This is a genomic window from Acinetobacter sp. YH12046 (assembly GCF_013419905.1).
In the GTDB taxonomy this organism is placed as follows: domain Bacteria; phylum Pseudomonadota; class Gammaproteobacteria; order Pseudomonadales; family Moraxellaceae; genus Acinetobacter.
In genome coordinates this window covers 123375-148105 of record NZ_VOZF01000004.1, presented here as the reverse complement: position 1 = coordinate 148105, position 24731 = coordinate 123375, and the positions used below count along the sequence as shown (strand labels likewise).

Annotated in this window: 23 protein-coding genes and 1 riboswitch; of the genes, 10 read left to right on the top strand and 13 right to left on the bottom strand. The window is 44.6% G+C overall.

Annotated elements, in window-relative coordinates:
• Positions 1-9 precede the first annotated feature (9 nt).
• Positions 10-645, bottom strand: coding sequence for a response regulator (locus FTU03_RS04855; protein ID WP_005233474.1), 636 nt, complete (start codon positions 643-645; stop codon positions 10-12).
• A 216-nt stretch (positions 646-861) separates the two neighbouring features.
• Between FTU03_RS04855 and FTU03_RS04850 the strand changes: the two genes are divergently transcribed.
• On the top strand, positions 862-1914 hold the full coding sequence (locus FTU03_RS04850; protein WP_034703413.1) for a serine hydrolase: 1053 nt from the start codon (positions 862-864) through the stop codon (positions 1912-1914).
• Positions 1915-1973: 59 nt separating this feature from the next.
• On the opposite strand, the gene thrC is transcribed toward FTU03_RS04850, so the two are convergent.
• The 4 genes from thrC to xerD all read right to left on the bottom strand — a co-directional run bounded on the left by thrC (position 1974) and on the right by xerD (position 6433).
• The gene (gene thrC / locus FTU03_RS04845) at positions 1974-3113 is read right to left on the bottom strand and encodes a threonine synthase (RefSeq protein ID WP_104426956.1); all 1140 of its coding nucleotides are present in this window, start codon (positions 3111-3113) and stop codon (positions 1974-1976) included.
• Positions 3114-3170: 57 nt separating this feature from the next.
• Complete coding sequence (locus FTU03_RS04840; protein WP_005233480.1) at positions 3171-4475, bottom strand: homoserine dehydrogenase; 1305 nt, start codon at positions 4473-4475, stop codon at positions 3171-3173.
• Positions 4476-4602: 127 nt separating this feature from the next.
• On the bottom strand, positions 4603-5415 hold the full coding sequence (locus tag FTU03_RS04835) for a DsbC family protein (RefSeq protein ID WP_034703409.1): 813 nt from the start codon (positions 5413-5415) through the stop codon (positions 4603-4605).
• Positions 5416-5515: 100 nt separating this feature from the next.
• Complete coding sequence (gene xerD / locus FTU03_RS04830; RefSeq protein ID WP_159124366.1) at positions 5516-6433, bottom strand: site-specific tyrosine recombinase XerD; 918 nt, start codon at positions 6431-6433, stop codon at positions 5516-5518.
• 175 nt (positions 6434-6608) lie between these two features.
• Between xerD and FTU03_RS04825 the strand changes: the two genes are divergently transcribed.
• The 5 genes from FTU03_RS04825 (at position 6609) to ftsW (ending at position 11973) form a co-directional block, all read left to right on the top strand.
• Positions 6609-6869: a FeoA family protein gene (locus FTU03_RS04825; protein ID WP_004787267.1), complete on the top strand. Its 261-nt coding sequence runs from the start codon at positions 6609-6611 to the stop codon at positions 6867-6869.
• The gene (locus tag FTU03_RS04820; protein ID WP_179992206.1) at positions 6866-8722 is read left to right on the top strand and encodes a ferrous iron transporter B; all 1857 of its coding nucleotides are present in this window, start codon (positions 6866-6868) and stop codon (positions 8720-8722) included. The genes FTU03_RS04825 and FTU03_RS04820 overlap by 4 nt, the downstream gene beginning before the upstream one ends.
• A gap of 57 nt (positions 8723-8779) precedes the next feature.
• Complete coding sequence (locus tag FTU03_RS04815) at positions 8780-9031, top strand: DUF6587 family protein (protein WP_175966305.1); 252 nt, start codon at positions 8780-8782, stop codon at positions 9029-9031.
• A 378-nt stretch (positions 9032-9409) separates the two neighbouring features.
• Positions 9410-10756 (top strand): UDP-N-acetylmuramoyl-L-alanine--D-glutamate ligase, encoded by a 1347-nt coding sequence (gene murD / locus FTU03_RS04810; RefSeq protein WP_179992205.1) that lies wholly within the window; start codon positions 9410-9412, stop codon positions 10754-10756.
• A 20-nt stretch (positions 10757-10776) separates the two neighbouring features.
• Complete coding sequence (ftsW, locus tag FTU03_RS04805) at positions 10777-11973, top strand: putative lipid II flippase FtsW (protein ID WP_004787257.1); 1197 nt, start codon at positions 10777-10779, stop codon at positions 11971-11973.
• On the opposite strand, the gene FTU03_RS04800 is transcribed toward ftsW, so the two are convergent.
• The 7 genes from FTU03_RS04800 to FTU03_RS04770 form a co-directional block, all read right to left on the bottom strand.
• Positions 11962-12222, bottom strand: coding sequence for a zinc ribbon domain-containing protein (locus FTU03_RS04800; protein WP_179992204.1), 261 nt, complete (start codon positions 12220-12222; stop codon positions 11962-11964). The two genes, ftsW and FTU03_RS04800, sit on opposite strands and share 12 nt — an antisense overlap.
• Before the next feature lie 56 nt (positions 12223-12278).
• Positions 12279-13199: a tRNA glutamyl-Q(34) synthetase GluQRS gene (gene gluQRS / locus FTU03_RS04795; protein ID WP_179992203.1), complete on the bottom strand. Its 921-nt coding sequence runs from the start codon at positions 13197-13199 to the stop codon at positions 12279-12281.
• A gap of 2 nt (positions 13200-13201) precedes the next feature.
• Positions 13202-13729 (bottom strand): RNA polymerase-binding protein DksA, encoded by a 528-nt coding sequence (gene dksA / locus FTU03_RS04790; protein WP_004787252.1) that lies wholly within the window; start codon positions 13727-13729, stop codon positions 13202-13204.
• Between the two features lie 209 nt (positions 13730-13938).
• On the bottom strand, positions 13939-14751 hold the full coding sequence (cpdA, locus tag FTU03_RS04785) for a 3',5'-cyclic-AMP phosphodiesterase (protein WP_159124361.1): 813 nt from the start codon (positions 14749-14751) through the stop codon (positions 13939-13941).
• Entirely contained in the window at positions 14748-15383 is a 636-nt protein-coding gene (locus tag FTU03_RS04780) for an NUDIX domain-containing protein (RefSeq protein ID WP_179992202.1), read from the bottom strand. The genes cpdA and FTU03_RS04780 overlap by 4 nt, the downstream gene beginning before the upstream one ends.
• Positions 15384-15462: 79 nt before the next feature.
• Positions 15463-17358, bottom strand: a complete 1896-nt coding sequence (thiC, locus tag FTU03_RS04775) for a phosphomethylpyrimidine synthase ThiC (protein ID WP_179992201.1) — start codon at positions 17356-17358, stop codon at positions 15463-15465.
• A gap of 90 nt (positions 17359-17448) precedes the next feature.
• A riboswitch (TPP riboswitch) is annotated at positions 17449-17577 on the bottom strand.
• A gap of 96 nt (positions 17578-17673) precedes the next feature.
• Positions 17674-18711: a hypothetical protein gene (locus FTU03_RS04770; RefSeq protein WP_179992200.1), complete on the bottom strand. Its 1038-nt coding sequence runs from the start codon at positions 18709-18711 to the stop codon at positions 17674-17676.
• Positions 18712-18992: 281 nt separating this feature from the next.
• Here FTU03_RS04770 and FTU03_RS04765 point away from each other — a divergent pair, with 281 nt between their 5' ends.
• From FTU03_RS04765 to FTU03_RS04750, 4 genes are all read left to right on the top strand, one after another.
• Positions 18993-20342, top strand: a complete 1350-nt coding sequence (locus FTU03_RS04765) for a TolC family outer membrane protein (protein WP_034705354.1) — start codon at positions 18993-18995, stop codon at positions 20340-20342.
• A 98-nt stretch (positions 20343-20440) separates the two neighbouring features.
• A complete protein-coding gene (phoU, locus tag FTU03_RS04760; RefSeq protein ID WP_034705351.1) occupies positions 20441-21160 on the top strand; it encodes a phosphate signaling complex protein PhoU in 720 nt (239 codons plus the stop codon).
• Positions 21161-21561: 401 nt separating this feature from the next.
• Entirely contained in the window at positions 21562-22647 is a 1086-nt protein-coding gene (locus FTU03_RS04755) for a glycosyltransferase family 2 protein (RefSeq protein WP_257225559.1), read from the top strand.
• On the top strand, positions 22596-22841 hold the full coding sequence (locus FTU03_RS04750; protein WP_257225558.1) for a hypothetical protein: 246 nt from the start codon (positions 22596-22598) through the stop codon (positions 22839-22841). Before FTU03_RS04755 ends, FTU03_RS04750 begins: the two co-directional genes overlap by 52 nt.
• Positions 22842-22917: 76 nt before the next feature.
• Here the strand turns inward: FTU03_RS04750 and FTU03_RS04745 are convergent, their stop codons facing one another.
• Positions 22918-24720: an ABC transporter ATP-binding protein gene (locus FTU03_RS04745; RefSeq protein ID WP_179992199.1), complete on the bottom strand. Its 1803-nt coding sequence runs from the start codon at positions 24718-24720 to the stop codon at positions 22918-22920.
• Between the last annotated feature and the right edge of the window lie 11 nt (positions 24721-24731).

The following is a 24731-nucleotide window of genomic DNA, read 5'->3' as shown; positions in this document are numbered from 1 at the left end:
AGGGTTAAATTAAGGTTTAATCAGGCCATAGCGCATTGCAAGATGGGTTAGTTTAACATCACTATCGATATTGAGTTTTTCGAAGATCCGGTAACGGTAAGTATTGACTGTTTTAACACTCACAAACAGCTTGTCGGCAATTTCCTGCGCACTGATACAGTTCACAACCATCATGGCTACCTGCATTTCACGTTCAGACAGTGCATCAAAAGGGGATTGCTGAGTATCAGACAGGTAGGAGCTGGCCAGCTGTTCAGCAATATCGGCACTGAAATATTTACCGCCTTGCATGACTTTATTGATGGCACGGACCATCTCTGATACAGGTGCACCTTTAGTGATATAACCTTTGGCACCTGCTTTCAATAATAGTGAAGGATAAGGTTCTTCAGCCAGGCCACTGACCGCAAGAACTTTGGTTTCAGGAGCAGTCTGTAGCAAACGGCGTGTGGTTTCTACACCACCGATACCTGGCATGTTGACATCTAACAGAACCACATTGGGATGATGCTGACGGACGAGGGTAATTGCTTCTTCACCAGATTCAGCCTGTCCAATCACCTGAACATCCGCATGGTCTTCCAGCATTCTGCAAATTCCAGTACGAACTAATTCATGGTCGTCGACAACTAAAACTGTGATCACCTAGACTCTCCCTCATTAAAAAATCATTTTTTTGTTACATAAAGCAAAATAAGCTTGCAATGAAACTACAAAATTAGCAATCCTATTCGCAGATTAAATCTGAAACTTATCACATAGTGTCAAGAACAAAAAATGTTCGGCATTGTGTTTAAATGTAAGGCATATTAGAGGTAATACGCAAATCAATCTTACCTCTGTTAGTTGAGTGAAGGAATAGTGAAGAAAATAAACAAGTCTTTAAGGCATCTACTCGGCCTGTCCGTGTTAATCAGCATGAGCACGACAAGTTTTGCTGAAATCATTATGAATTCTGGCACAACAGAGGGCGGATCCAGCATCAGCTGGTCTTCTGATGAAGTCAATCAGCTCATGAATGATAATTTGAGCGTATCTGCTGCAGAACCTTCACCACCAGGTTCAGCAACTGTTACGACGACGATTCGTCAGGGCGGCGCACCAGCACCAGTACCGACAAAACCTGTGCAGATTATTGATAATAGTCATTTTATTAATCAACCTGCTGTAAGTGCGCGTGCAGCTCTGGTGATGGATTCACAGACGGGTGAAGTGTTATTCAGTAAAAATACCAATAATGCTTACCCGATTGCGTCGATTACTAAATTGATGACTGCAGTAGTGATTTCAGATGCGCGTTTGAATATGTCTGAAAAAATTACCCTGCAACAGGCTGATTTTTCCTGTGCAGGCTGTAAGAGCTCAAGTTCTACCTTAAGAGCCGGGGACAGCATGAATCGTGCTGAAGCCTTATTATTTGCTTTGATGAAGTCTGAGAACCCGGCTGCAGCTGCATTGGCGCGTACTTATCCAGGCGGTCGTGCAGCCTTCATTGCGAAGATGAATGCCAAAGCTAAAGAGCTGGGCATGAATTCAACCCACTATATGGAATCTACTGGCCTGCATCCTGGCAATGTGTCTTCTGCACGTGATTTGGGGATTCTGGTCAATACCGCTTCACAGTATGGCCTGATCCGTCAATTCTCTACCACTGCCAGCTATGATTTCAACCTGGGTTACCGTGTATTGAAATCTAACAACACCAATTCACTGGTGCGTAATGGTGGCTGGAATATCAATCTGTCTAAAACCGGTTATATTAATGAAGCAGGACGTTGTGTCGTCATGCACACCACCTTGAATAACCGTCCTGTGGTGGTCGTGGTATTAGGTGCGGATTCAACTGCTGCACGTACCAATGATGCGACTCGTCTGATGACTTGGGTATCTAGCCTGCCTAAACAACGTGTTTAATCTTTTTTAAGCGCCTATAAAAAGCCCTGCAATTGCAGGGCCTTTTATTTCAATCTAAATTACATATTAGAAAGAATTGATTCACGAACCTGTTCTAAAGTTGCGTCAATTGAAAGCATTACGGCATCAGAACATTGTTTGATCGCAGTATCCGGATCTTTCAGACCGTTACCAGTTACAGTACACACGATCACAGAACCTTCAGCAATTTTACCTGCTTTAATGTCACGGATTGCGCCACCGATTGAAGCTGCAGATGCAGGTTCTACGAATACGCCTTCATACATAGAAAGAAGACGTTGCGCTTCCAGAATCTCGGCATCAGTCAGTTCATCGAACCAGCCTTTAGAATCACGAACAACCGCTTTCGCATGGTTCCAGCTTTGTGGATTACCGATACGGATTGCAGTTGCAACAGTCTCAGGATTTTCAACAGGTGCACCACGAAGGAAAGGTGCAGCACCAGAAGCCTGGTAACCTACCATTGTTGGCAGACCTTCAGGTTTAGGACCAGTGAAGGCATCAGTAGCAGCGTCGTAAACCACTTGCTCAAACTCGCCAGCAGGCTGATTTGCAACCGCTTCGGTATAACCCATCCAGTGCGCAGTAATGTTACCCGCATTACCTACAGGCAGGCAGTGGTAATCTGGTGCACGGCCCAATTCATCCACGATTTCGTAAGCAATGGTTTTTTGACCTTGCAGACGGTACGGGTTGATTGAGTTAACAATCGTCACAGGTGCTTTATCAGCGATTTCTTTTACCAGACGCATACCGTCATCGAAGTTACCGCGGATTTGCATGGTAATTGCACCATACATCATCGCTTGCGCCATTTTACCCATCGCAATTTTGCCTTCTGGGATTAAAACAAACGCTTTGATACCTGCACGCGCTGCATAAGCTGCAGCAGCAGCTGAAGTATTACCTGTAGAAGCACAGATAATCGCTTTAGAGCCTTCTTCAACCGCTTTTGTTACCGCCATGGTCATACCACGGTCTTTAAATGAACCAGTCGGGTTTAAGCCCTCGTACTTCACATAAATTTCAACATTTTTGCCAATAATGCGCGGAATATTCGCAAGCTTAATCAGTGGCGTGTTACCTTCACCCAGAGAAACGGCTTTAGTAGTTGCAGACACTGGTAAACGGTCGCGATAGCGGTCAACTAAACCAGTATAACGATTGGCATTCGACATGATGATGTTCCAATTGTGTGTAGAGCTTGGCAAGGGGAGAGTGTCCCCTCGACCCGATTAATTATCAAGCGATTCTAAACGAATTCGTACAATTTCGCCATGAATGACAGGAAGAGCTTGAATTTGTTTTAACGCTTCATCCATTTTCGCTTCCTTGACTGGATCAGTCAGGATCACGATAGGAATAAGATCTTTCAGACGTGACTGCTGCAGAATTGCATCAATACTGATGCCTTCGCGGCTTAGAATAGAGGTTACTTCAGCCAGTACTCCGGTTTGATCTTCAGCATTGATCCGGATGTAGTATCCAGTCGTCATTTCTTCACGTGGCAGGATTGGCAGGTCACTTAAGCTTTCAAAAGCCAGTTGTGGAATTGTACCAGCACCATCTTCAGTATAAGAAATATCACGTACGATATCCACGACATCTGCGACTACTGCAGAAGCTGTAGGACCAGCACCCGCACCTGCACCGTAATACAGTGTAGGACCAACCGCATTGGCTTGAACCAGAACTGCATTTTTTACACCATTCACATTAGCGATCAATTGCTCTTCAGGAATCAGGGTAGGGTGTACACGGAGTTCGATACCAGTTTCAGCACGACGGGCAATACCGAGGTGTTTGATACGGAAGCCCAAGTCTTCAGCATATTTCACGTCTTGTGCAGTAATTTTGCTAATGCCTTCAGTAAAGACTTTATCAAACTGTAATGGAATACCAAAAGCAATAGAGGCCAGTAATGTCAGTTTGTGTGCTGCATCGATGCCTTCTACGTCGAAGGTTGGATCTGCTTCTGCATAACCCAGCTCTTGTGCTTCTTTCAGTACATCAGCAAAGGCACGGCCTTTATCTCGCATTTCAGTCAGGATGAAGTTGCCTGTACCGTTGATGATGCCAGCCAGCCAGTCAATCTTGTTGGCTGCCAGACCTTCACGCATCACTTTAATAATTGGAATGCCGCCAGCCACCGCTGCCTCGTAAGCAATTTGCACAGCGTTGTCATCGGCAAGTTTGAACAGTTCATTTCCATGTTCAGCCAATAGGGCCTTGTTGGCAGTTACGACCTGTTTGCCATGCAAAATGGCTTCTTTAATCACTTCATAAGCAGGGTGAATACCGCCCATGACTTCAACCACCACATCTACATCAGGTTGACGTACGATGTCGAGCAGATCTGCACTTTGTTTAACTGATTCAGGTAGATCCAGATCAGGACGCGGACGACGCGTACCAACATGGGTAATTTGAATTTCACGACCGGTGCGACGTTTAATCTCAGCAGCATTTTCTTTTAATAGTTTAAGGGCACCACCACCCACAGTACCAAGACCGAGGATTGCCAGACGAACTGGTTTCACGTCACACTCCAAATATAAACAGTTTTTTACGAGAGCCTAGATCATAGCTAAAAAAGCGGCCTGACTCTAGGGTCATTTCAGAATATCTTCATCTATAAAATAAAGTTAAATAACTAATTAAAATGAGTTATTTAAGTCGATCCAATAATTCTGAGGTACTCATATAGCCACCGAGATAAAGTCCTTCAGAACTGTATACACCCGGGGTACCATTAACACCAATATTAAGACCCATTTGATATTGATCTTTCACAGGATTTTTACAAGTCGTTGGTGTGATAGATCCACCGGCAATGGCTTGATCGAAGGCTGCACGACGATCGGAATTACACCAGATGGCTTCCATGGCAGGCATATGCTGCTCGCCACGTGGCCAGGCAATATAGCGTACTTCGATGCCTTTGCTGTTCATTTCATCCATCTGTTCATGGAATTTGTGACAATACGGACAGCTGACATCGGTAAAGACATAGATCACATGCTTGGTTTTGCCTTTGGCTGGATAAATCAGCAGGTCTTCCGCTTTAAGGTTTGCAAAGATTTTCTTGTTGACGTCAGATTGCAAAGTTTCACTGACATTGTGCAGCTCTTTATCTCCAAGGCGAATGACATCGCCCTGAATCAGATATTTGCCATCATTTGTCACATAGACGGGTGCCATACCTTCCAGGCTGACCCATGACATGTTGGGTACTTCAGTGGTTTTAATACCCGTGATTTTTGCGTTAATTCCCGCTTTTTTGAAATGACCTTCGAGCGTTGAAATCAGGCGTTGCTGTGCATTACGTTCGCTAAGGTTAGAGGCTTCACCCGTCGCCGGTGCACTTGCTGTAAGCGTATCTTGCTTTTTATCTGAATTATTGGAATTGGAACATGCGCTCAGTCCCAGACCGGTAGCAAGCAGACAAGCGATAAAAATTTTGGTGCGGGCAAATGTCATAATAACCCTTTTTTTTCTTGGACTAAAAACAGAGCATTAGCATAGCAAAAAAAGATAGAGCTACGTCAAACTTCTCAGTTTATTCTATTCAAATCAGCTCTTAAGCCCGTGGATGATGGGTTGCATGCAGTTGCTGCATTCTAACTTGTGCCACATGGGTATAGATCTGTGTGGTGGATAAATCACTATGACCTAGCAACATTTGTACTACCCGTAAGTCAGCGCCATGATTAAGTAAATGCGTGGCGAAGGCATGACGCAAAGTATGTGGAGACAGTTCAGCCTGAATTCCGGCTTGTAGTGCATAGCGTTTAATGGCATACCAGAAATTCTGCCGGCTCATGATGCCGCCATGCTGGGTGAGGAACAGATAATCAGTCGCTGTCTTATACAATTGCGGGCGTGCTTCCTGCAGGTATTTTTCCACCCATTCACAGGCCATCTGTCCCATCGGCACCAGACGTTCTTTATTGCCTTTACCGACAATACGCAAATAGCCCTGTTTTAAATTAATCAGATCCAGACGCAGATTAATCAGTTCTGTCACCCGTAAACCGCACGCATAAAGCACTTCAAACATAGCACGATCACGTAAACCGAGGGCAGTATTAATATCGGGTGCATGAATCAGTGCTTCGACATCAGCTTCAGACAGGTCTTTGGGCAGGGCACGGCCCAGCTTCGGTGTTTTATGAGCAGCAACCGGATTGTCACTCCGCAGTTTTTGTTCCCGCAGGAATTTATAAAAAGAACGTAAGGCGGACAAACATCGTGCAATTGAACGTGGACTTTTTTGCTGTTTGGTCAGTTCAATCAGTACATCGGAAATATCGTCATGGTTCCATTCTGGTAAAGGTTTAACCAGACATTCGGCACACTGGATCAGATCAGACAAATAGGCATTTCGGGTATGAGGGCTCACTGTCTGGGCAATCAGATAATCGCGAAAACCCTGTAAGTAACTGAAAGCTTCAGGAATCTGAACTGGACTAGGAATGCGAGGTTTTTTATTCAGCATGATGTTTAATGAAGATAATTTTAAAAGCGAGAAGCCTGATTGCTCATCTCCACTCTAGTTTAATTTTACGAACATGTCGATGTGCTATACAGCTAAGAAGAAATGTAATTAATACTTATTTGTTAATTATTCTCATTTGTTTGTATACTGTACAAAAGTCTTAGGAATTTTCACGGTGCGTTTGTCTGATTTGAAAGCAAAACAAACTGCCATCATTCGAAAAGTTAATCGAACTACTGATGGTAAAGGCGCTTCCCACGATGTTGTGGCCAGTCGCTTGGAAACTTTAGGTTTTGTACCAGGGACTCAGGTACAAGTCATTACCAAAGGTATTTTTGGTGGGGATCCGATTCTTATTCAGGTGGGGTTTACGCGTTTTGCTTTACGAAAATCGGAAGCGGCCAAGATTGAAATTGAACAGGGAGCGGCGGCATGAGTGATACCTTACGTATTGCCCTTGTCGGTAACCCAAACTGCGGTAAAACTTCTTTATTCAACCATTTAACCGGATCTCGTCAAAAGGTCGGCAACTATGCCGGGGTTACGGTTGAACGTAAAGTCGGGAATTTTACACTTCCTTCAGGCAAACCGGTACGCGTACTGGATCTGCCAGGAACTTATAGTCTGGATGCGACCAGCCCGGACGAAGAAATTACCCGTAATGTGGTTCAGGGTAAAATTGCAGAAGAAGGCCAGCAGGATACTTTCCTGTGCGTTGTAGATGCAACCAACCTAAAACTGCATCTGGGACTGGTACTGGAAATGATTCAGCTAGGTCGTCCAATGCTGGTGGTGCTAAACATGATGGATGAAGCGCGCCGTCGCGGGATGCAGATTAATACCCAGAAACTGTCTGAACGTCTGGGTGTGCCAGTGGTTGAGACCGTTGCCGTGCGTACTTCAGGCATTGAAAACCTGAAAAATGCACTGGATAAAAACAAATTTTCTGCCCCGCAAACTGAACTCAGCGGTTTGAGTGGCGATCACCATCATCAGATTGCCAGCATTCTGAAAGATGTGGTGAATTATGCCGATCAGGAAGATAAACGTACTGATTTTCTGGACAAGATATTCCTGCATCCGGTATTGGGCCTGCTTAGCTTAGCCATTATGATGTTTGTGGTGTTTCAGGCGGTCTTTGCTTGGGCTGCGCCATTCATGGATGGGATTGAAACTTTCTTCGGCTGGTTGGGCGAGTACATGGGTGGACTGATCGCTCATCCTTTATTAAACAGCTTGGTGGTTGACGGGATTATTGCCGGCGCGGGTGGGGTAGTGGTCTTTCTGCCGCAGATTCTGATTCTGTTCTTCTTTATTCTGGTACTAGAAGAGTCCGGCTATTTACCACGTGCCGCCTTCCTGCTGGATAAATTGATGTTTAAGGCAGGTCTTTCGGGCCGAGCCTTTATTCCATTATTGTCCAGCTTTGCCTGTGCCGTACCGGGAATTATGGCTTCAAGAACGATTAGTGACCCACGTGACCGTCTGACCACGATTTTTGTGGCGCCACTGATGACCTGTTCGGCACGTCTGCCAGTATATGCTTTGCTGATTGCAGCCTTCATTCCTGAGCAAACCGTGTGGGGCTTCATGAATCTGCAAGGTTTGGTGTTATTTGGTCTGTATATGGCCGGTATTCTAAGTGCACTGATTGTTTCCTTTATCCTGAAATTTTTCCATAAGGACAAGTCACAGCATATGCTGTTGATGGAGCTGCCAAGTTACCGTTTCCCGGATGTGAAAAACGTCTGGATTGGTTTGCTTGATCGCGGCAAAATCTTCTTGAAGCGTGTCGGTGGCATCATCTTTGCGCTATCCATTCTGCTTTGGTTCCTGTGTACGTTCCCGCAACCACCAGAAGGTGCAACTTTACCGGATATCGATTATTCCTTTGCCGGGATGCTGGGCCATGTGATGCAACCTATTTTTGCACCATTAGGCTTTAACTGGCAGATCTGTATTGCACTGATTCCGGCGATGGCAGCGCGTGAAGTTGTCGTGGCAGCACTAGGTACGGTTTATGCCTTGTCTGCAGTCGATGAAGATGCCATGTCTGAGGGTCTGGCGGCACTGATTAGTGGCGGCGGTGATTTGGGCTGGTCGATCGCGACCGGCTTGTCTCTACTGGTATGGTTTATTTATGCACCACATTGTCTGGCGACCTTAGCCACTGTGAAGCGTGAAACCGGTTCATGGAAAACGGTCAGCTTTATGACCTTCTACCTGTTTGGTTTGGCATATTTCATGTCATTCCTGATTTATCAAATTGCATCACATTATTTGGGTTAAACTGGCTGAAGGGAAACCTTGGCTAGATCTGAATGATCATGTGAATGGGAGATTGAGATGATTGAAATTCTGATTGTAGCGGTACTGGTTGTCTGGAGTGCGCTCGTGGTATTTAAAAAGGTATTTCCGAATACTTCACGCTCAGTCTTCCAGAAGTTGTCTGATGCCTGTGCAGCCAAGGACTGGCATACGCTGGCGAAATGGTTAAAACCGGCTATGGCCAGTGGCTGTGGCGGTAACTGTGCCTGTCCGGCATCGGAGCAAAGCTCGGATGCTAAGCCTAAAGCTCAGGCAGTGAAATGGAAGTAAACTTTCATTCTGTTTAAGAATAAAAACTGAGCATGCAAATGAGTAGGGAGCTTAGAAATAAGCTCCCTAATTTTTTATTTTTTAAAAACTTATTAATTTATCTAGGTGAAAAGAATCCACTATTTTTCTATATTATGAATGGAAGCGTTATCTGATTTTCCTTTCAAGTTATGGATAGCATAGTCTTAACTTTTATTCCCATGATGGCTCCAATAAAAATTTATTAATTATTAAACCGATTAAAGATGAAGATTTAACGATATTTTTTTACGCCCTGACACAAAAAATGCCAGAGAAAGTCAAAACAGAAAAAGCATTCAAAACAGCAAAGTGCTACCATTTCGTCAGTTTTAAAATAGACCAGAAAATGGGGCGAAAATGTTAATACAACGTGGTGGATTAAAAGTCGTTGCAGGACTCGGGATTTCAGGTGTTGCAGCGGTCAACTTCTTACATGACCAGGGCTACCGCGTTGCAGTAACGGACTCAAGAGCTACCCCACCAGGACATGACCAGATTCCTGCGGAAGTACAGACTAGTTTTGGCAAGTTTGACCAGAATCTGTTGCTCTCTGCCGAAGAAATTATCATCAGCCCGGGACTCGATCCAAAACTGCCTGAAATCCAGGCAGCACTGGCTCAAGGTATTCCTGTGGTAAGTGAAATCCAGATTTTACGTCGTGCGACTGATAAGCCGATTGTGGCGATTACCGGTTCCAATGCCAAAAGTACCGTAACTACTTTAATCGGTCTGATGGCAGCGAATGCGGGTAAAAAAGTGGCGGTTGGGGGGAATCTTGGTCGTCCAGCACTGGATCTGACCAAAGATGATCCTGAACTGTATATTTTGGAGTTGTCGAGCTTCCAGTTAGAAACCACATCAAACTTGCAGGCTGAAGTGGCTGTTGTTCTGAATATGAGTGAAGACCATCTGGATCGTCATGGCGACATGATGGGTTATCACACCGCCAAACACCGTATTTTCCAAGGCGTGAAAAAAGTGGTGTTTAACCGTGATGATTCACTGACCCGTCCACTGGTTCCAGATGCAACACCGATGCAGAGCTTTGGTTTGAATGCACCGGACATCAACCAGTACGGTATTCTCAAAGATAAGGATGGCACGATCTGGCTGGCACGTGGTCGTGAACGTCTGCTCAAAAGTTCTGACATGTACATTCAAGGTACCCATAATGTGGCGAATGCCTTGGCTTGTCTGGCTCTAGGTGAAGCAATTGGCCTGCCAATGGACGTTATGCTGGATACGTTAAAAACCTTCAAAGGTTTGGAACATCGCTGCGAATTTGTTAAAGAAGTCAATGGGGTACGTTATTATAATGACTCCAAAGGAACCAATATTGGTGCAACACTGGCAGCACTTGATGGCTTGGGCATGGCAATCGAAGCTCAAGGTGGTAAAGTTGCCATTATTCTTGGCGGTCAGGGTAAAGGTCAGGACTTTACTGCTTTACGTGACTCATTATCTAAGTATGCAAAAATAGCTGTATTAATTGGTGTGGACCGTCCAATTATTGAAAAAGCCATTGCGGGTACAACTGAGCTGGTGCATGCGGAAAGCCTGCAGGAAGCAGTAGAAATTTGTCAGAAGCGCACTCAGGCACATGATGTCGTGTTATTGTCTCCTGCATGTGCAAGTTTTGACATGTTCTCCGGTTATCCGGAACGTGGTCGCAAGTTTGTGGCCTATGTGAATGAACTCAATTAAGAATAACAAGGATTCGTGATATGGCTGAGTTTGCTCAGACTGCGATCAATAAAATTAATCAATTTTATCAGCAGTGGGTACCTAAGTTACCCGCTGAAGTTAATCCGCGTAATGTGCTGATTTTTTGTGTGCTGGCTTTGCTGTGCATCGGTTCGATCATGGTGGCATCGGCTTCGATGCCTTATGCGGAACGGATGCATGAGAATGCTTTCCATTATGTGACCCGACATGCGATCTCGATTCTGGTTGCGGCGGGTGCAGCCTTTTTAGCCTATAAAGTTCCATTAAAAGTCTGGTTCAATAACACTTTCTTTTTATGGATTATTACCATTGTTTTGCTGGTCGCCGTACTCTTTGTCGGGACTGAAGTAAACGGCTCCAAGCGCTGGATTCGGGTAGCCGGTTTTACCTTGCAGGCTTCCGAAGTCGCTAAGGTCATGATGGCGATTTTTACCGCTGACTATGTAGTCCGTCGTGCTGAAGAGGTTCGTAATAATATCAAAGGCTTGGTACGATTAAGTGCCATCATGGGTGCAACCGTTGGCCTGATTATTCTTGAGCCTGACTTAGGGGCAACAGTGGTAATCACCCTGACCATGCTCGGTGTATTCTTCCTGGCTGGTGCACCCTGGATTCAGTTCGGTGTCGCTTTTATTACTTTATTGGGTGCATTTGCTGCTGCGATTGCTCTGGAACCTTATCGTTTACAACGTTTATTGTCTTTCTCGAATCCTTGGGAAGATCCGCTCGGTACCGGTTATCAGCTTTCTAATGCCTTGATGGCGTTTGGTCGTGGTGAATGGACCGGAGTAGGGCTAGGCCATAGTATCCAGAAAATGTCATATCTGCCGGAAGCGCATACTGACTTTATGTTGGCGATCTTAGGGGAAGAATTTGGTTTCTTGGGTATTTCTACCATTCTGATTCTGTCCTTTACCGTGATGGTCTGCTGTATCCGGATTGGACATCGTGCCTTGCAGCATCAATACTTGCGCGCAGGTTATCTGGCTTATGGGATCAGTATCATTTTCCTGTTACAGATTCTGGTAAACGCCGGGATGAATATGGGTCTATTGCCAACCAAAGGTTTGACCCTGCCATTTATTAGTTATGGTGGTTCATCACTCATTGTCTGTGCAGTGATGATCAGTTTGATTCTGAAAATTGACTCAACGACTCAACAAGTTAATCCAAGTCGGGAAGAATCAAGCTTCTAGATTAGACGGACGCTGTGGATCAGGCTGAGCATGGTTAAGCACTGTGCTCGGCATGACAGTTCCACAGTTCAGGCAACGCACAAAAGTACTTTTCGCCTTGGAAAGTGGAATCAGCGGAATAAAAAATAAAGAAAAATAATTACGCTGCTGTTTGAGTTCATACCCAGAACGGGTTCGGCAGACTGGACAAAGAAACTGACTTTTCTCAATGACTTTGGTTTTCGGTCCTACACCAAAAATAAAAAACATTTTTATGACCCTCACTCGCCTGTGTTATTGCTTTTAGCTTAAGTGAAAACCTGTTTTTATAAATAGTGACCTTGTAGCTCAGTTGTATGCGGGATTCGGGAGATATCCCATTGTGCGACGGCTTGTTCGAGCATACGAGCAGGGCGATCCAGTTCTACGGGCGCCTGACAGAGGGCTTGAAGTGCTTTTTGCAAGAGCAGGGGAGCTTGATCAAGATCCAGTGCTTGCGCCAGATTTTGCTTGGACAGTTTTTGGCCCTGATCATTCATTGCCAGTGGTAAATGCATATAGCTTAAACGCGGATAACCTAGTAATTGACCTAGGTAAATCTGACGTTCAGTGTTGTCCAAAAGGTCTGCACCACGGACTACATGGGTCATGCCTTGCAGATAGTCATCGACCACAACTGCCAACTGATAATTGATGATGCCATCACGGCGTTTTAAGACAAAATCGCCCAAGTCCTTTTTCAGTTGTGAGCAGTGTCGGCCTTGCAGACGGTCTTCAAAACAGATTTCAACATCTTCAACCTTGACCCGAATTGCCTGATGTTCAAAAGACAAACCTAAGTCACGACAGGTGTCCTGATAAATATGATTAGAACCCAGCATTTTGCGGGTACATTGGCAGGCATAGACCAGACCCTGCTGACGCAGTTGTTGGATCACATTTTCGTAAATATCCAGACGGTCTTTCTGGTAAATGATTTCTCCATCTGGCTCGAATTCAAAAGCATCCAAGGCACGCAAAATATGTTCTTCGCTGCCGGGATAAATTCGCGGGATGTCGGTATCTTCAATGCGGACTAGCCAGCGCCCCTGATGGGCTTTGGCATCACAGTAGCTAGCGACTGCGGTAATGAGTGAACCAAAATGCAAAGGGCCGGTTGGCGATGGCGCGAACCGGCCCACGTAATTCTCTTCAGCTTTCCCTTCCTTTGATAAAGGGAGGGTCAGGGAGGGATTACTTAAAGACATGCTTAACCGTTATTTTGCTTCTCTTTGATCTCTGCCAAAGTTTTGCAGTCGATACATAACGTTGCAGTTGGACGTGCTTCTAGACGGCGCAGACCAATTTCGATACCACAAGTTTCACAGAAACCGTAGTCATCGTTTTTAATCGCTTCGATAGATTGCTCGATTTTGCGGATCAATTTACGTTCACGGTCACGAGTACGAAGTTCGATGGCAAATTCTTCTTCCTGAGTCGCACGGTCGTTTACATCAGGGAGTGCAGTGTTTTCGTCTTGCATCGTATTTAAAGTACGATCAACTTCTGACATCAGTTCAGCTTTCCATGCCATCAAGATTTGGCGGAAGTGTTCAAGCTGCCCTTCAGACATGTATTCTTCATTTTTTTTAGGTTGATAAGGTTCAATACCAAATAAGCTAGCAGTAGAACCACCCTCAGTCGTTTTCGGCTTAGATTTGCGCACACGTTTTGTAGGTTTTTCCTCTACAACATCAGTTTGTTCGTCTAAGACTTGATTTTGGTTGTCATTCGCCATTTAGGGCATTCCTCATCATATGCGTATGTTAATACGCAAAAAATATGGTGATATGCAATTTTTATCCACCCTGTAGAAAGATTATCCTCCTACGGGGGTCGTCATCATATAGACTTTTTATGCTTTTTGATAGTCTTTGATGTCTGGATTATAGATATCACATTTCCTTTGGTTGCAATAAAGTAATTCAAAAAAAATAAAATGCAAAGTTAATAACCTGAAATTTCGGTATTAATATTTTGCTGGCTTAAGGTCACACGTTCGATATGTGTATCGAACTCCCCATTTTGTTTCAAATGTAATACACGATAGCCAGGTGCTGCCTGGTCTAGCGCGAATTCATCACTCTTGGGTTTGAACTGTACGCTGGTCGATGGCGTCGATAAAAACTGGATACCGTGCCATTCATTGCAGGAATCCTGATGCACATGACCAAACAGAACCAGCTTCACATTCTGGTGCCGGGCCAGTACATCTTTCAGATCTTCGGCATTCTTTAGCCGGTGCTGGTCAATCCAGTGCGACTTCATCGCAAAAGGATGATGATGGCAAGCCACAACCACATGCTGATTACGATATTCAAGCAATAATTGGTCTAGCTGTTCCAGTTGAGCCTGCTCTACCCAACCATCTATCCGATCCTGGACTGCACTATTTAGTAAAATCAGGGTCCAGTTGCCAAAATGAATCGCATGAGCCTGATCTCGATCCTGATAAAAAGGAAAGACCTTGATGTCATCATGATTGCCCGGAATCTGGTAATAGGGCACCTGGCAAGACTGGATATATTTTAAATAACGTGTATAGGTTTCTGCGATCGGCACCTGTGCCAGATCACCGGTATGTACGAGTGCATCCATTTCTGGAAAATTGTGCTGAATATGCTGCATGACTTCATGGAAGCTCTGCTCGGGATTCATATTCGCGAATTCCAGATTGGGCTGATCCATCAAATGGGTGTCAGAAATCTGGATAATGGTCCATTCTTGTGTCGATGCAGGATTGAATTTTTCCGATGTCATGTCTGCCCCCTTAAACCTGACGGGACAGCCTGTTGATGCTGTTGTAGCCATTGTAAGGCCATAATCACAGGTGCATTTCTAAGGCGACCATTACTCAGCAAGGTCGGAATATCGGCATAATCCAGAATGTGCAGCTGGATATTTTCCCCTTCATCCGGCATACCAAAAATACCGCCTTTTTCAGGCAGTTCAGTCTGGGCGACATAAAGATGAAACAGTTCCGAGCAGGCACCGGCAGAAGGGTAGAAACTGAAAAGATGCTGTAAGGAATCAACAGTGCAGCCTGACTCTTCGAAAGCTTCGCGGCGAATACATGTCTCAGGCGTTTCATCGCCATCCAGTACACCGGCAATGACTTCTAGTTGCCATGGCGTATCCTGATCATCCAGTCCGCCAATACGGAACTGTTCAATCAAGCCGAATTTTTGCTGTTGATCGTTATACAGCAGTACCCCAGCGGCTTCAGGACGATGGATGAGCTCACGCTGCAATGCAGGTGTATAAGATTCCTGATGGAAGACACGATGACTTAACGTGACTTTTTCCACCTGAATAAATCCCCGATATAAAAACTCACGGGCCTCTATCCTAAAATCTTTTTTATTATAAGAGGCTTGTTTAATAATATTCATAACTCAGAAAAGGATGAAATAACTTATTTTTTTCATCCTATCTGAGATTTTTATGAAAACAACTGTTTTTTTTACGGTTTTACACCTTGTGGTACAATTTTTGACCAGAGCTGTGGAAATCGTTTTTCATCTGGTTGAGGCCGGCTTCAATCTCTGCCTGCGTTACAGCCGGGGTTTCATCAGCAGATAACTGGCTGGCATAATCCCGCACATTCTGGGTGATTTTCATTGAACAGAACTTTGGTCCGCACATTGAGCAGAAGTGAGCCGATTTATGTGCCGCTTTGGGCATGGTTTCATCATGCATGCTGCGTGCTGTGTCCGGATCTAGACTCAAGTTAAACTGATCTTCCCAACGGAATTCAAAGCGGGCTTTGGACAGGGCATTGTCACGCGCTTGTGCTCCCGGATGACCTTTGGCCAAGTCGGCAGCATGTGCGGCAATCTTGTAGGTAATGATGCCGTCTTTCACATCTTTCTTGTTCGGCAAGCCTAAATGTTCTTTCGGTGTCACATAGCAAAGCATTGCCGTACCGTACCAGCCAATCATCGCGGCACCTATCGCCGAAGTAATGTGGTCATAACCCGGTGCGATATCTGTGGTTAACGGCCCAAGAGTATAAAAAGGCGCTTCCTTACAGACTTCCAGCTGTAGATCCATATTTTCCTTAATCATATGCATCGGTACATGGCCAGGACCTTCGATCATCACCTGTACATCATGTTCCCAGGCACGATGCGTTAGTTCACCCAAAGTCCGTAGCTCGGCAAATTGCGCTTCGTCATTGGCATCCTGAATACAGCCCGGACGTAAGCCATCCCCAAGGCTGAAAGACACATCATAGGCTTTCATGATTTCACAAATTTCATCGAAATGAGTATAGAGGAAGTTTTCCTGATGATGTGCCAGACACCACTGTGCCATGATCGAACCACCACGCGATACGATGCCAGTCAAACGATTCGCGGTCAGTGGTACATAACGAAGTAACACACCGGCATGAATCGTGAAGTAATCCACGCCCTGTTCAGCCTGTTCAATCAAGGTATCTTTAAAGATTTCCCAGGTCAGGTCTTCAGCTACACCGTTGACTTTTTCTAGTGCCTGATAAATTGGTACGGTACCGATTGGCACTGGAGAGTTACGGATAATCCATTCACGGGTTTCATGAATATTCTGACCAGTCGACAGATCCATAATGGTGTCGGCACCCCAGCGGGTTGCCCAGGTCATTTTTGAAACTTCTTCTTCAATGGATGAACCCAGTGCCGAGTTACCGATGTTGGCATTAATCTTGACCAGGAAATTGCGACCAATAATCATTGGTTCCAGTTCAGGGTGATTGATATTGGCAGGAATAATGGCACGGCCTGCAGCGACTTCCTGACGGACAAATTCAGGGGTGATTTCCTGTAAATTTTTGGCACCAAAATTCTGTCCCGGATGCTGACGCATATCGGTCCCTTCCAGCTGACGCAAGTTTTCCCGAATCGCGATATATTCCATTTCCGGCGTAATAATGCCCTGTTTGGCATAGTGCATCTGGGTCACATTCTGGCCAAGTTTAGCCCGGCGTGGTTTCTGAATATGGGCAAAGCGGATATTGGCAGTACGGATATCACGCAGACGTTGGCGACCAAACTCAGAACTTAAATCATCCAGCATTTCTGTGTCATTACGCTGTTCAATCCAGCCTTCACGCAGATTTGGTAGGCCTTTATTCAGATCAATTTCAACATTTGGATCGGTATAAACCCCTGAAGTGTCATAGACCATCAACGGTGCATTATATTCACCGCCCAGACCAGTCGGAGTTTCGCTGAGAGAAATTTCTCGCATGGGCACCTGAATATCAGGACGCGAGCCTTGCAGATAAACTTTACGGGAAGCCGGCAGAATGCGGGTCAGATCGCGCGCTTCCTGCTCGTGTGGAGTAAGGGGAGTTTCAGAAGAAAGATTCGTTAACTGGCTCATTGCAATGATCCTTATGAATGACATCAACGAATCAAGCACGACCAAAAACGTGGACAGAATTATCTGGGAGTAGATAAAACAAGGGTAGTCGTTTTTAGATGGCTTGATTCCTACGCAGGTATTAACCTGATCAGGTTCAACGGTACTCACTATCAAATGGCCGAAAAGGCTGATTTAAGTGATCTCAGCGAGTTATTACTCGCGCTCCGTCAAGCGAGGCTAAATCTTAGCTTAGTTGGTATTTAAAAAGTAGCTTTAAATTGGGAGGAGTTGCTGATTTTCGGCTATCTCATCGATTTTTAAGAAAAGATTGTTTTAAAGACAGATCGCATCCTTAAAGCAGTCTTTACCATAGTTCTGCGAGGGTGGGGTGACTTGAGCATAATATAAAATCTGTTCAGTGCTGGAACGGTCACGATATTCCGCAGCTAAGGCACGCTGACGCTGTTCAGGATTCATGTCCAGAAACTCTAAAAATAATTGCGCCTGTGTCGATAACTTGGATTTCTGACCACGCGCTAGACCAATAATAGTTTCCAGATGGCTGGTTTCTACTGAATAACGGTCACGATAATCCTCAGAGATTGGCGATTGTTCGCTGCCTCTGAACAGGAAATAAGTATATTGTTTCAGCAGATATTCGGCATCGCGCTGATAGCTACTTTTCGGATAAGTTTGCAGATAATCTTCCCAGAATAAAGCGCGAGCGGCAATATTGGCAGCTTCAAGCTGTAAGCGTTTTTCGACCAAGACCGGTTCCATATTCTGCTCAGCCAGATTTTCAATAAATACTTTTTCGGCAGCTGGTAAATACGGCGCAAAGATACGTACCAGATATTCCGGGCTACGACGATATTGCAACGTGCCATTGCCCTGATCTAAGAGTTCTACATAGGCCTGACCTTTATGCTTCAATAAATACTGGTCGCGTGTGGTCAACTGTTCAAAGTGGCTTTGCTGAATAGTAGGATGCTGAGCCATATCTAAGGCATATTGCTCGAAAGCACGCTGCTGAAATTCGGTACGTTCCACATGCAGGAAGCGTTGATACATTTCTGTGGAACGCTGCATCAGGTGTTTCTGCTCGGCCAGTTCCATGAGCGGCAGACACACTTTAAGGTCCTGATTAATCTGTTCCAGTGCAAAAGTGGTGCGCTGTTCATTAATCTGGGACATGTTTTTTTCAATATTTTCACACATGAGGGTGAAATCGTTCGCGGGAGATTGAACGGTTTTAACCTCGGCCTGTTCCATTTCAACTTGCGGTTCTGAGGATTGCTGGCATCCGCCTACGAACAGCAAGCTACTGAAAACAAAACAAACTTTGAATATCGAATGAATTCGCGTTAACACTATGCTTCAGGACTCTATATAGATGAAATCAGAAATAACTGCCTTACTGGGAGCTATATTGTATAGATCTAATTCAAGTTCTATGTGTAGTATTGTGAATGGCTTTGTTAAGCTAGGATGCAGGAAGGGGAAAATAGGAGGAATATTGAATAAAATCGTGGATCTATAAGAGAAAATTAATAAAAGTCATACGTAAAAAATCAAAAGAAATCTTTAGTATTGCTGGGTTTAAAGCGCCTTAATCTGATGATTGAAATGGCTGTAGGGGTGAAAACTATAAAATGAAATTAAAACTCATCGTCAGTGCCTGTTTATTGGGTGTCAGTCCGACACTGTTTGCGCTGGATCTGCTTGAAGCTTATCAGCGTGCCCAGCAGAATGATCCGAACTGGCAGGCGAATCTGTTGCAATACCAGTCGGACCAGCTCAATCTGGGCATTGCCAGCGGAAATTTATTGCCGACTGTGACTTTATCTGGAAATGTAACCCGTAAAAACCAGTCTGCTGATAATTCATCGATAGAAGGTTTGCCTGCCGAATTTGGGGAACTACAAGGTTCGAGTACGACCACGCGTCAGATTGCAGTCACTGCACGTCAGCCTTTATTCCGCTGGGATGCCTGGCAGGGTTATAAGCAGGTCAAAACCTCGGTAGAACTCAGTGAAGTTAATTTACGTCTGCAAAAGCAGCAGCATATTTTGCAGGTGGCAGAAGCCTATTTTAATGTTTTACGTCAGCAGTCTTTAACCACAGCTTATTTACAGGAAGAGCAGGCTTTATCAGAACAGTTAAGGATGATGAATGCCAAACTTCGAGAAGGGCTCGTAGCGAGAAGTGATGTCAGTGAAGCCAATGCCCAATATCAGAGTGCTCAGGCCAACCGAATTTCTACACAGGTGCAGTTGGTTCTAGCTCAGGAACAGTTGGCACAGCTGATTGGACCTTATCAGGAAAATCTGGCGGTTCTGCGTGAGGATTTCCAGTTCCAGAAACCTGTTCCGAGTAATATCGGTTCCTGGACCGAACTGGCACAAAACCAGAATCTGGAAATTCTACAGGCCCGTTTGCAGAAACGCTATTCGGAAGATGCCAAGCGGGTAGAGCAGGCGGCTCTCTATCCTCAGGTTGAAGCCGTCGGAACCTATGGCTATTTAAAGCAGACTCCTGAAACAGTGTTATCAACCAATGGTGATTTTGACCAGATTGGCGTCGAGGTCAACTGGAACCTGTTTACCGGGGGCCGAACCCAAAAAAGTATTCGTCAGGCCGGCGTAAATGTGCAGCGAAGTGAAGCCCAACTGGATGCTGCCATTCGCAAAGCCAACACCGATGTCAAACAGTCTTATCTGCAGGTAGAAACGGATGAGGCCAAGCTGAATGCACGTAAAGCAGCGATGCAGTCTTCAGATATCGTTTCTCAAGCTTCCAGAGCTCAATATCAGGAAGGTTTAAAAACCATGGTGGATGTATTGCTGGCGCAGCGTAATGCCTTCTCTGCTAAGACTGACTATCTGAATGCCAAATATGATTATTTGCTGCATGTACTGCAATTACAGGCTTCAGTAGGACAATTGACAGAAAAGGAACTGGCAGAGATGAATGCCTGGCTCATTGAATATGACCGTTCTTAAAGACGACTAATGAGTTGTCATCAAACTTTCATGATGGTCATGCTTTAATGACATTTCATGATGTGTTCTTGCCTTTTCCTGTTCTGGAGTAGATTTCCTTGAGTCCCAATAATCCTGTGCTCAGTCATCATATTTCTTCGCAATTCAATGAAGAATTGCAGGATGTAAATACCAAGTTCATGACCATGGGTGGCATGGTAGAACAGCAGGTAGCCAATGCCATTCATGCGCTGCTGGATACAGATGCTGCCATGGCGGTCGATGTGCAGTTTCAGGACAATATTGTGAACCGCCTGGAAGGTGAAATTGATGAGGCACTCACCCTGATTTTGGCTCGCCGTCATCCTGCTGCTATTGATCTGCGCATGGTGCTTGCCATGTCCAAGGCCAATACCGATCTGGAACGGATTGGAGATGAAGCATCGAAAATTGCCCGTATTGCCCAGACTTTGTGTGAAGAGGGTGGTTCACCACGCGGTTATATGGAAACCCGACATATTGGTAACCAAGTTCGAGTGATGATTCATGATGCATTGGATGCCTTTGCTCGTCTGGATGTAGACCAAGCGCTGCGCGTGATGCAGGCCGATGCCGACATTGACCGGGAATATCAGTCCGCTACCCGTACTTTAATGACCTATATGATTGAAGATCCACGGCATATTAGTCGGGTGATTAATGTACTTTGGGTACTACGTTCGCTGGAACGCATTGGAGATCATGCACGTAATATTTCGGAACAGGTCATTTATATGGTCAAGGGCCTGGATGTACGGCATAGCAGTGTCGAAGAAATTGAGCAAAAATTTCAACGTTAATTAAAACTAAATAATAGTAAAAAGCCTGCATTATGTAGGTTTTTTTATTTCAAAAATATGTTCTTGATATTGTGAAAGCTAGATAGGATAGGTGTTCCCTAATATTGCTATGAGAAAAATCACATAAATAACAATTACTAATAAGCTTTATAAATTTAATTAAAAGAAATGTGAACTATTTATCAAAAAACATACAAAAGTTGTATATAACTTAGCAAAATGCGGGTTGATTTATGAAAATGGAATCATTTTCAGAAAGTGAAAAGATTTTTTCATGTGCTCATCAAACCTATAGATAAGAAAGAAAAACGAAGCTCTTTTGTTATCAGTCACATACTTCTGGTCTAAACCTAACCCTGCATTAATTTACTCAGTGAAATTATATATTTAAGAGAAAATTCATGATCATTGATGAAAGTCAAAGAGAAGCTTCCCGAATTTATTTTTCTGTGCAGTTAAAGTTTGTGATCGCGTTAATGGGTGCGTGTTTTTGGACCGTATTTTCCATCTGGATTGCTCAGGACTGGTTGCATGATTTGAGCACTTATGTTGGTTACTTTTGGGCTATTTTTCTGATTTATGGTATTGCCATTATTCCAGGATTTATGAACTCATTTGCGGCATTAAGCCTGATGATGGACAGACGCCCTAAACGCCAGCCATTAGCAGTTTATCCAGGGATTACCATGTTGGTGGCTGCTTACAATGAAGCCGCGTCAATTGAAGACACTTTGGTCAGTATTAACCAGCAAAAATATCCGGGAAAATTACAGGTTATTGTGATTAATGATGGTTCTCAGGATGAAACCGCAGAGATTGTCCGCAAAGCAGAATCAAGATTTCCCTGGCTGACTTTACTAGATTTAAAGCAAAATGCAGGGAAGGCGCATGCCTTAAATGAAGGCCTGAAACTTGCCGAACATGATCTGGTGATTACCATCGATGCGGATTCTTATCTCCATCGTATTGCTCTGATTAATATTGTTGAGCGCTATGTGGCAGATCCTCCAAATACACGTGCGGTTGCAGGTAAAATTCTGGTACGTAATTCGCGTACCAATCTGCTGACCAAAACTCAGGAATGGGATTATTTTCTGGGTATCTCGGCAACCAAACGCCTGCAATCTCTTTATCAGGGAACTCTGGTAGCGCAAGGTGCTTTCTCTATTTATGACCGTAATGCCCTGATTGAAGTCGGCGGCTGGCCTGAATGTGTAGGTGAAGATATTGTACTGACCTGGGCCTTGTTAAATGCAGGTTATCGGATTGGCCATTGTGAGGATGCCTGCCTGTTTACCAATGCACCGACGACGCTTAAAGTGTTTGTTAAACAGCGTCAGCGTTGGGCTCGTGGCATGATTGAGGCATTCATTAAACATCCTAGTATTTTAATGTGGGTAGAGAGTACTTCAACCCAGAAGATTATCAAGAATCGATGCTCGCTCTTGGTTGGCGTCAGCGCTTCGCTGGCTGGTCTGCAGGCTTAACTGCAGGCTTTGGTCGAGAAAAAATTAATCAGGATCCGAGCCAGTCTACCCGGCTATTCGAACTTAACCTACAAAGTCCTGTTCGTGGCTCGCAATTTCTGCGGATGAATGCTGGCTATAACCGCAGTGCTTCGTTCTATGGTCCGAATTACGATTATCGTTATATCAGGGGTGAATGGATTGTGCATTTTTAAATCTGGATCATGATATTTTGATTTTAAGCGGTCTTTAAAGACCGCTTTTCTTTTTTAGGGATAGTCTAATGAAGAGCTAACTATGCGTTTCTTCCTCTGCATCATCTTCAAAAGTCTTGGCAATTTTTTCAATATTCAGGCTCTTGGCCATCGCATCGAAAATTTCCTTATATACGCCGTCCTGATGATAAAGCGCGTCATGTTCACCGTGTTCGGCAATACAACCTTCTTTCATCACATAGGTATAGTCTGCATCAATAATTTGAGACAGGCTATGCGAAATAATAATCACGGTACGGCCTTGCTTGATCTGATCCAGACTTTGTTTGATCTGTTCTGTCGCAATGGCATCCAGACTCGCCGTCGGCTCGTCCAGAAAAATAATCGGCGGGTTTTTCAGGAACATCCGTGCGATGGCAATCCGCTGTTGCTGACCGCCGGACAGTTGCAGGGCATCGGAATCATAGCTATCCGGTAGCTGTAAAATCTGTTCATGAATCGAGGCTTTTTGAGCAGCTGCAATCACCTCCTCCATACTGGCATTGGTTTTGCCATAACGGATATTGTCAAAAATTGTGCCCTGGAAAATATGGTTTTTCTGTAGTACCAATCCGATATGATCACGTAAATATTGAGTGTCATAATCTTTTAAATCAATCCCATCCAGCTTGATCTGGCCTTCCTGTGGTTCATAAAATTTATCTAGCAGACTGATCAAGGTTGATTTTCCGGCTCCCGATAATCCTACCAGTGCGGTAATGGTATTGGGGCGGATTTCCATATTGATATCTTTTAAAGCATGATGCCCATTCGGATAATAAAAATTCACGCCACTTAGCTCAAATCGGCCTTGGACAGGTGGTTTTTGCTGGCCACTCTGTTCAATTTCAGCATCCGCTTCCAGAATATTAAAGAAGCTTTCTGAATAGATCATGGCATCATTCACTTCATCATAAATCCGGTGCAGCGAGCGAATCGGGGCAGAGACGTTATTAAAGAGCAGCACATGGTACATGATCATGCCGATACTCATCTGGCCATCGAGTACAAAATAGGAGGTCAGAATAATAATCAGCACTATGCCGATCTGTTCAATAAAGGTTTTTAGGCCATCAAACAGGAAGCTGGTCTGCCGGGTTTTCATCTGGTTATCGGTCAGCTCACGCTGTAAGCTCAGCTGCTTGTCTGATTCAATTGATTCTCGGTTAAAGGATTTGATGACCGTAATTGAATTGATGATGCTGAGAATGCCTTGACTCTTTTTTTCCCGGCCATCTCTCAGACTACGGCGCCATCCTCCGAGTTTTTGTGCCTGTTTATAGGTGAGCCAGAAGTAGATCGGCACAATCGCTGTGGCAACCAGTCCGACATAAAAATTGGCATAGTACATCAGTCCTAGCGCGACAATTGCACTGGTGAATAGAGGAAAAATATCAATGAAAAAGATCTGGACCAATCGGGTGAGGGAGCCAATTCCGCGGTCAATCCGGGTCTGTAATTTTCCAGCCTGATTATTATCCTGATTAAAAAATGCCAGCCGGTATTTTAAAAACTTTTCAATAATGCCTTGAGCCAGATCTTGGGAAATAAAAATCCGCAGCTTTTCTCCATAAAACTTCTGCCCAAACTGGACCAGCGCATTCACCACTTCTTTACCGAGTAAAATGGCAGAGATAGTGACCAGAATATGCCAGCCTTCATCCAGTCCCTGTCCTTGTTCCAGCAGTGCATTGATGCTGTCGACTGCATATTGCAGAGTCAGTGCATTGACCTGAGCAGTAAAGGAACCGATCAGGGTCAGAATGAGGGTCGCAATCACCAGGAGCCGATAAGGGCTGACAAAGGGACGAAGTTTTAAAAACAGCTGCCATAAATTCATAAGCAATTATT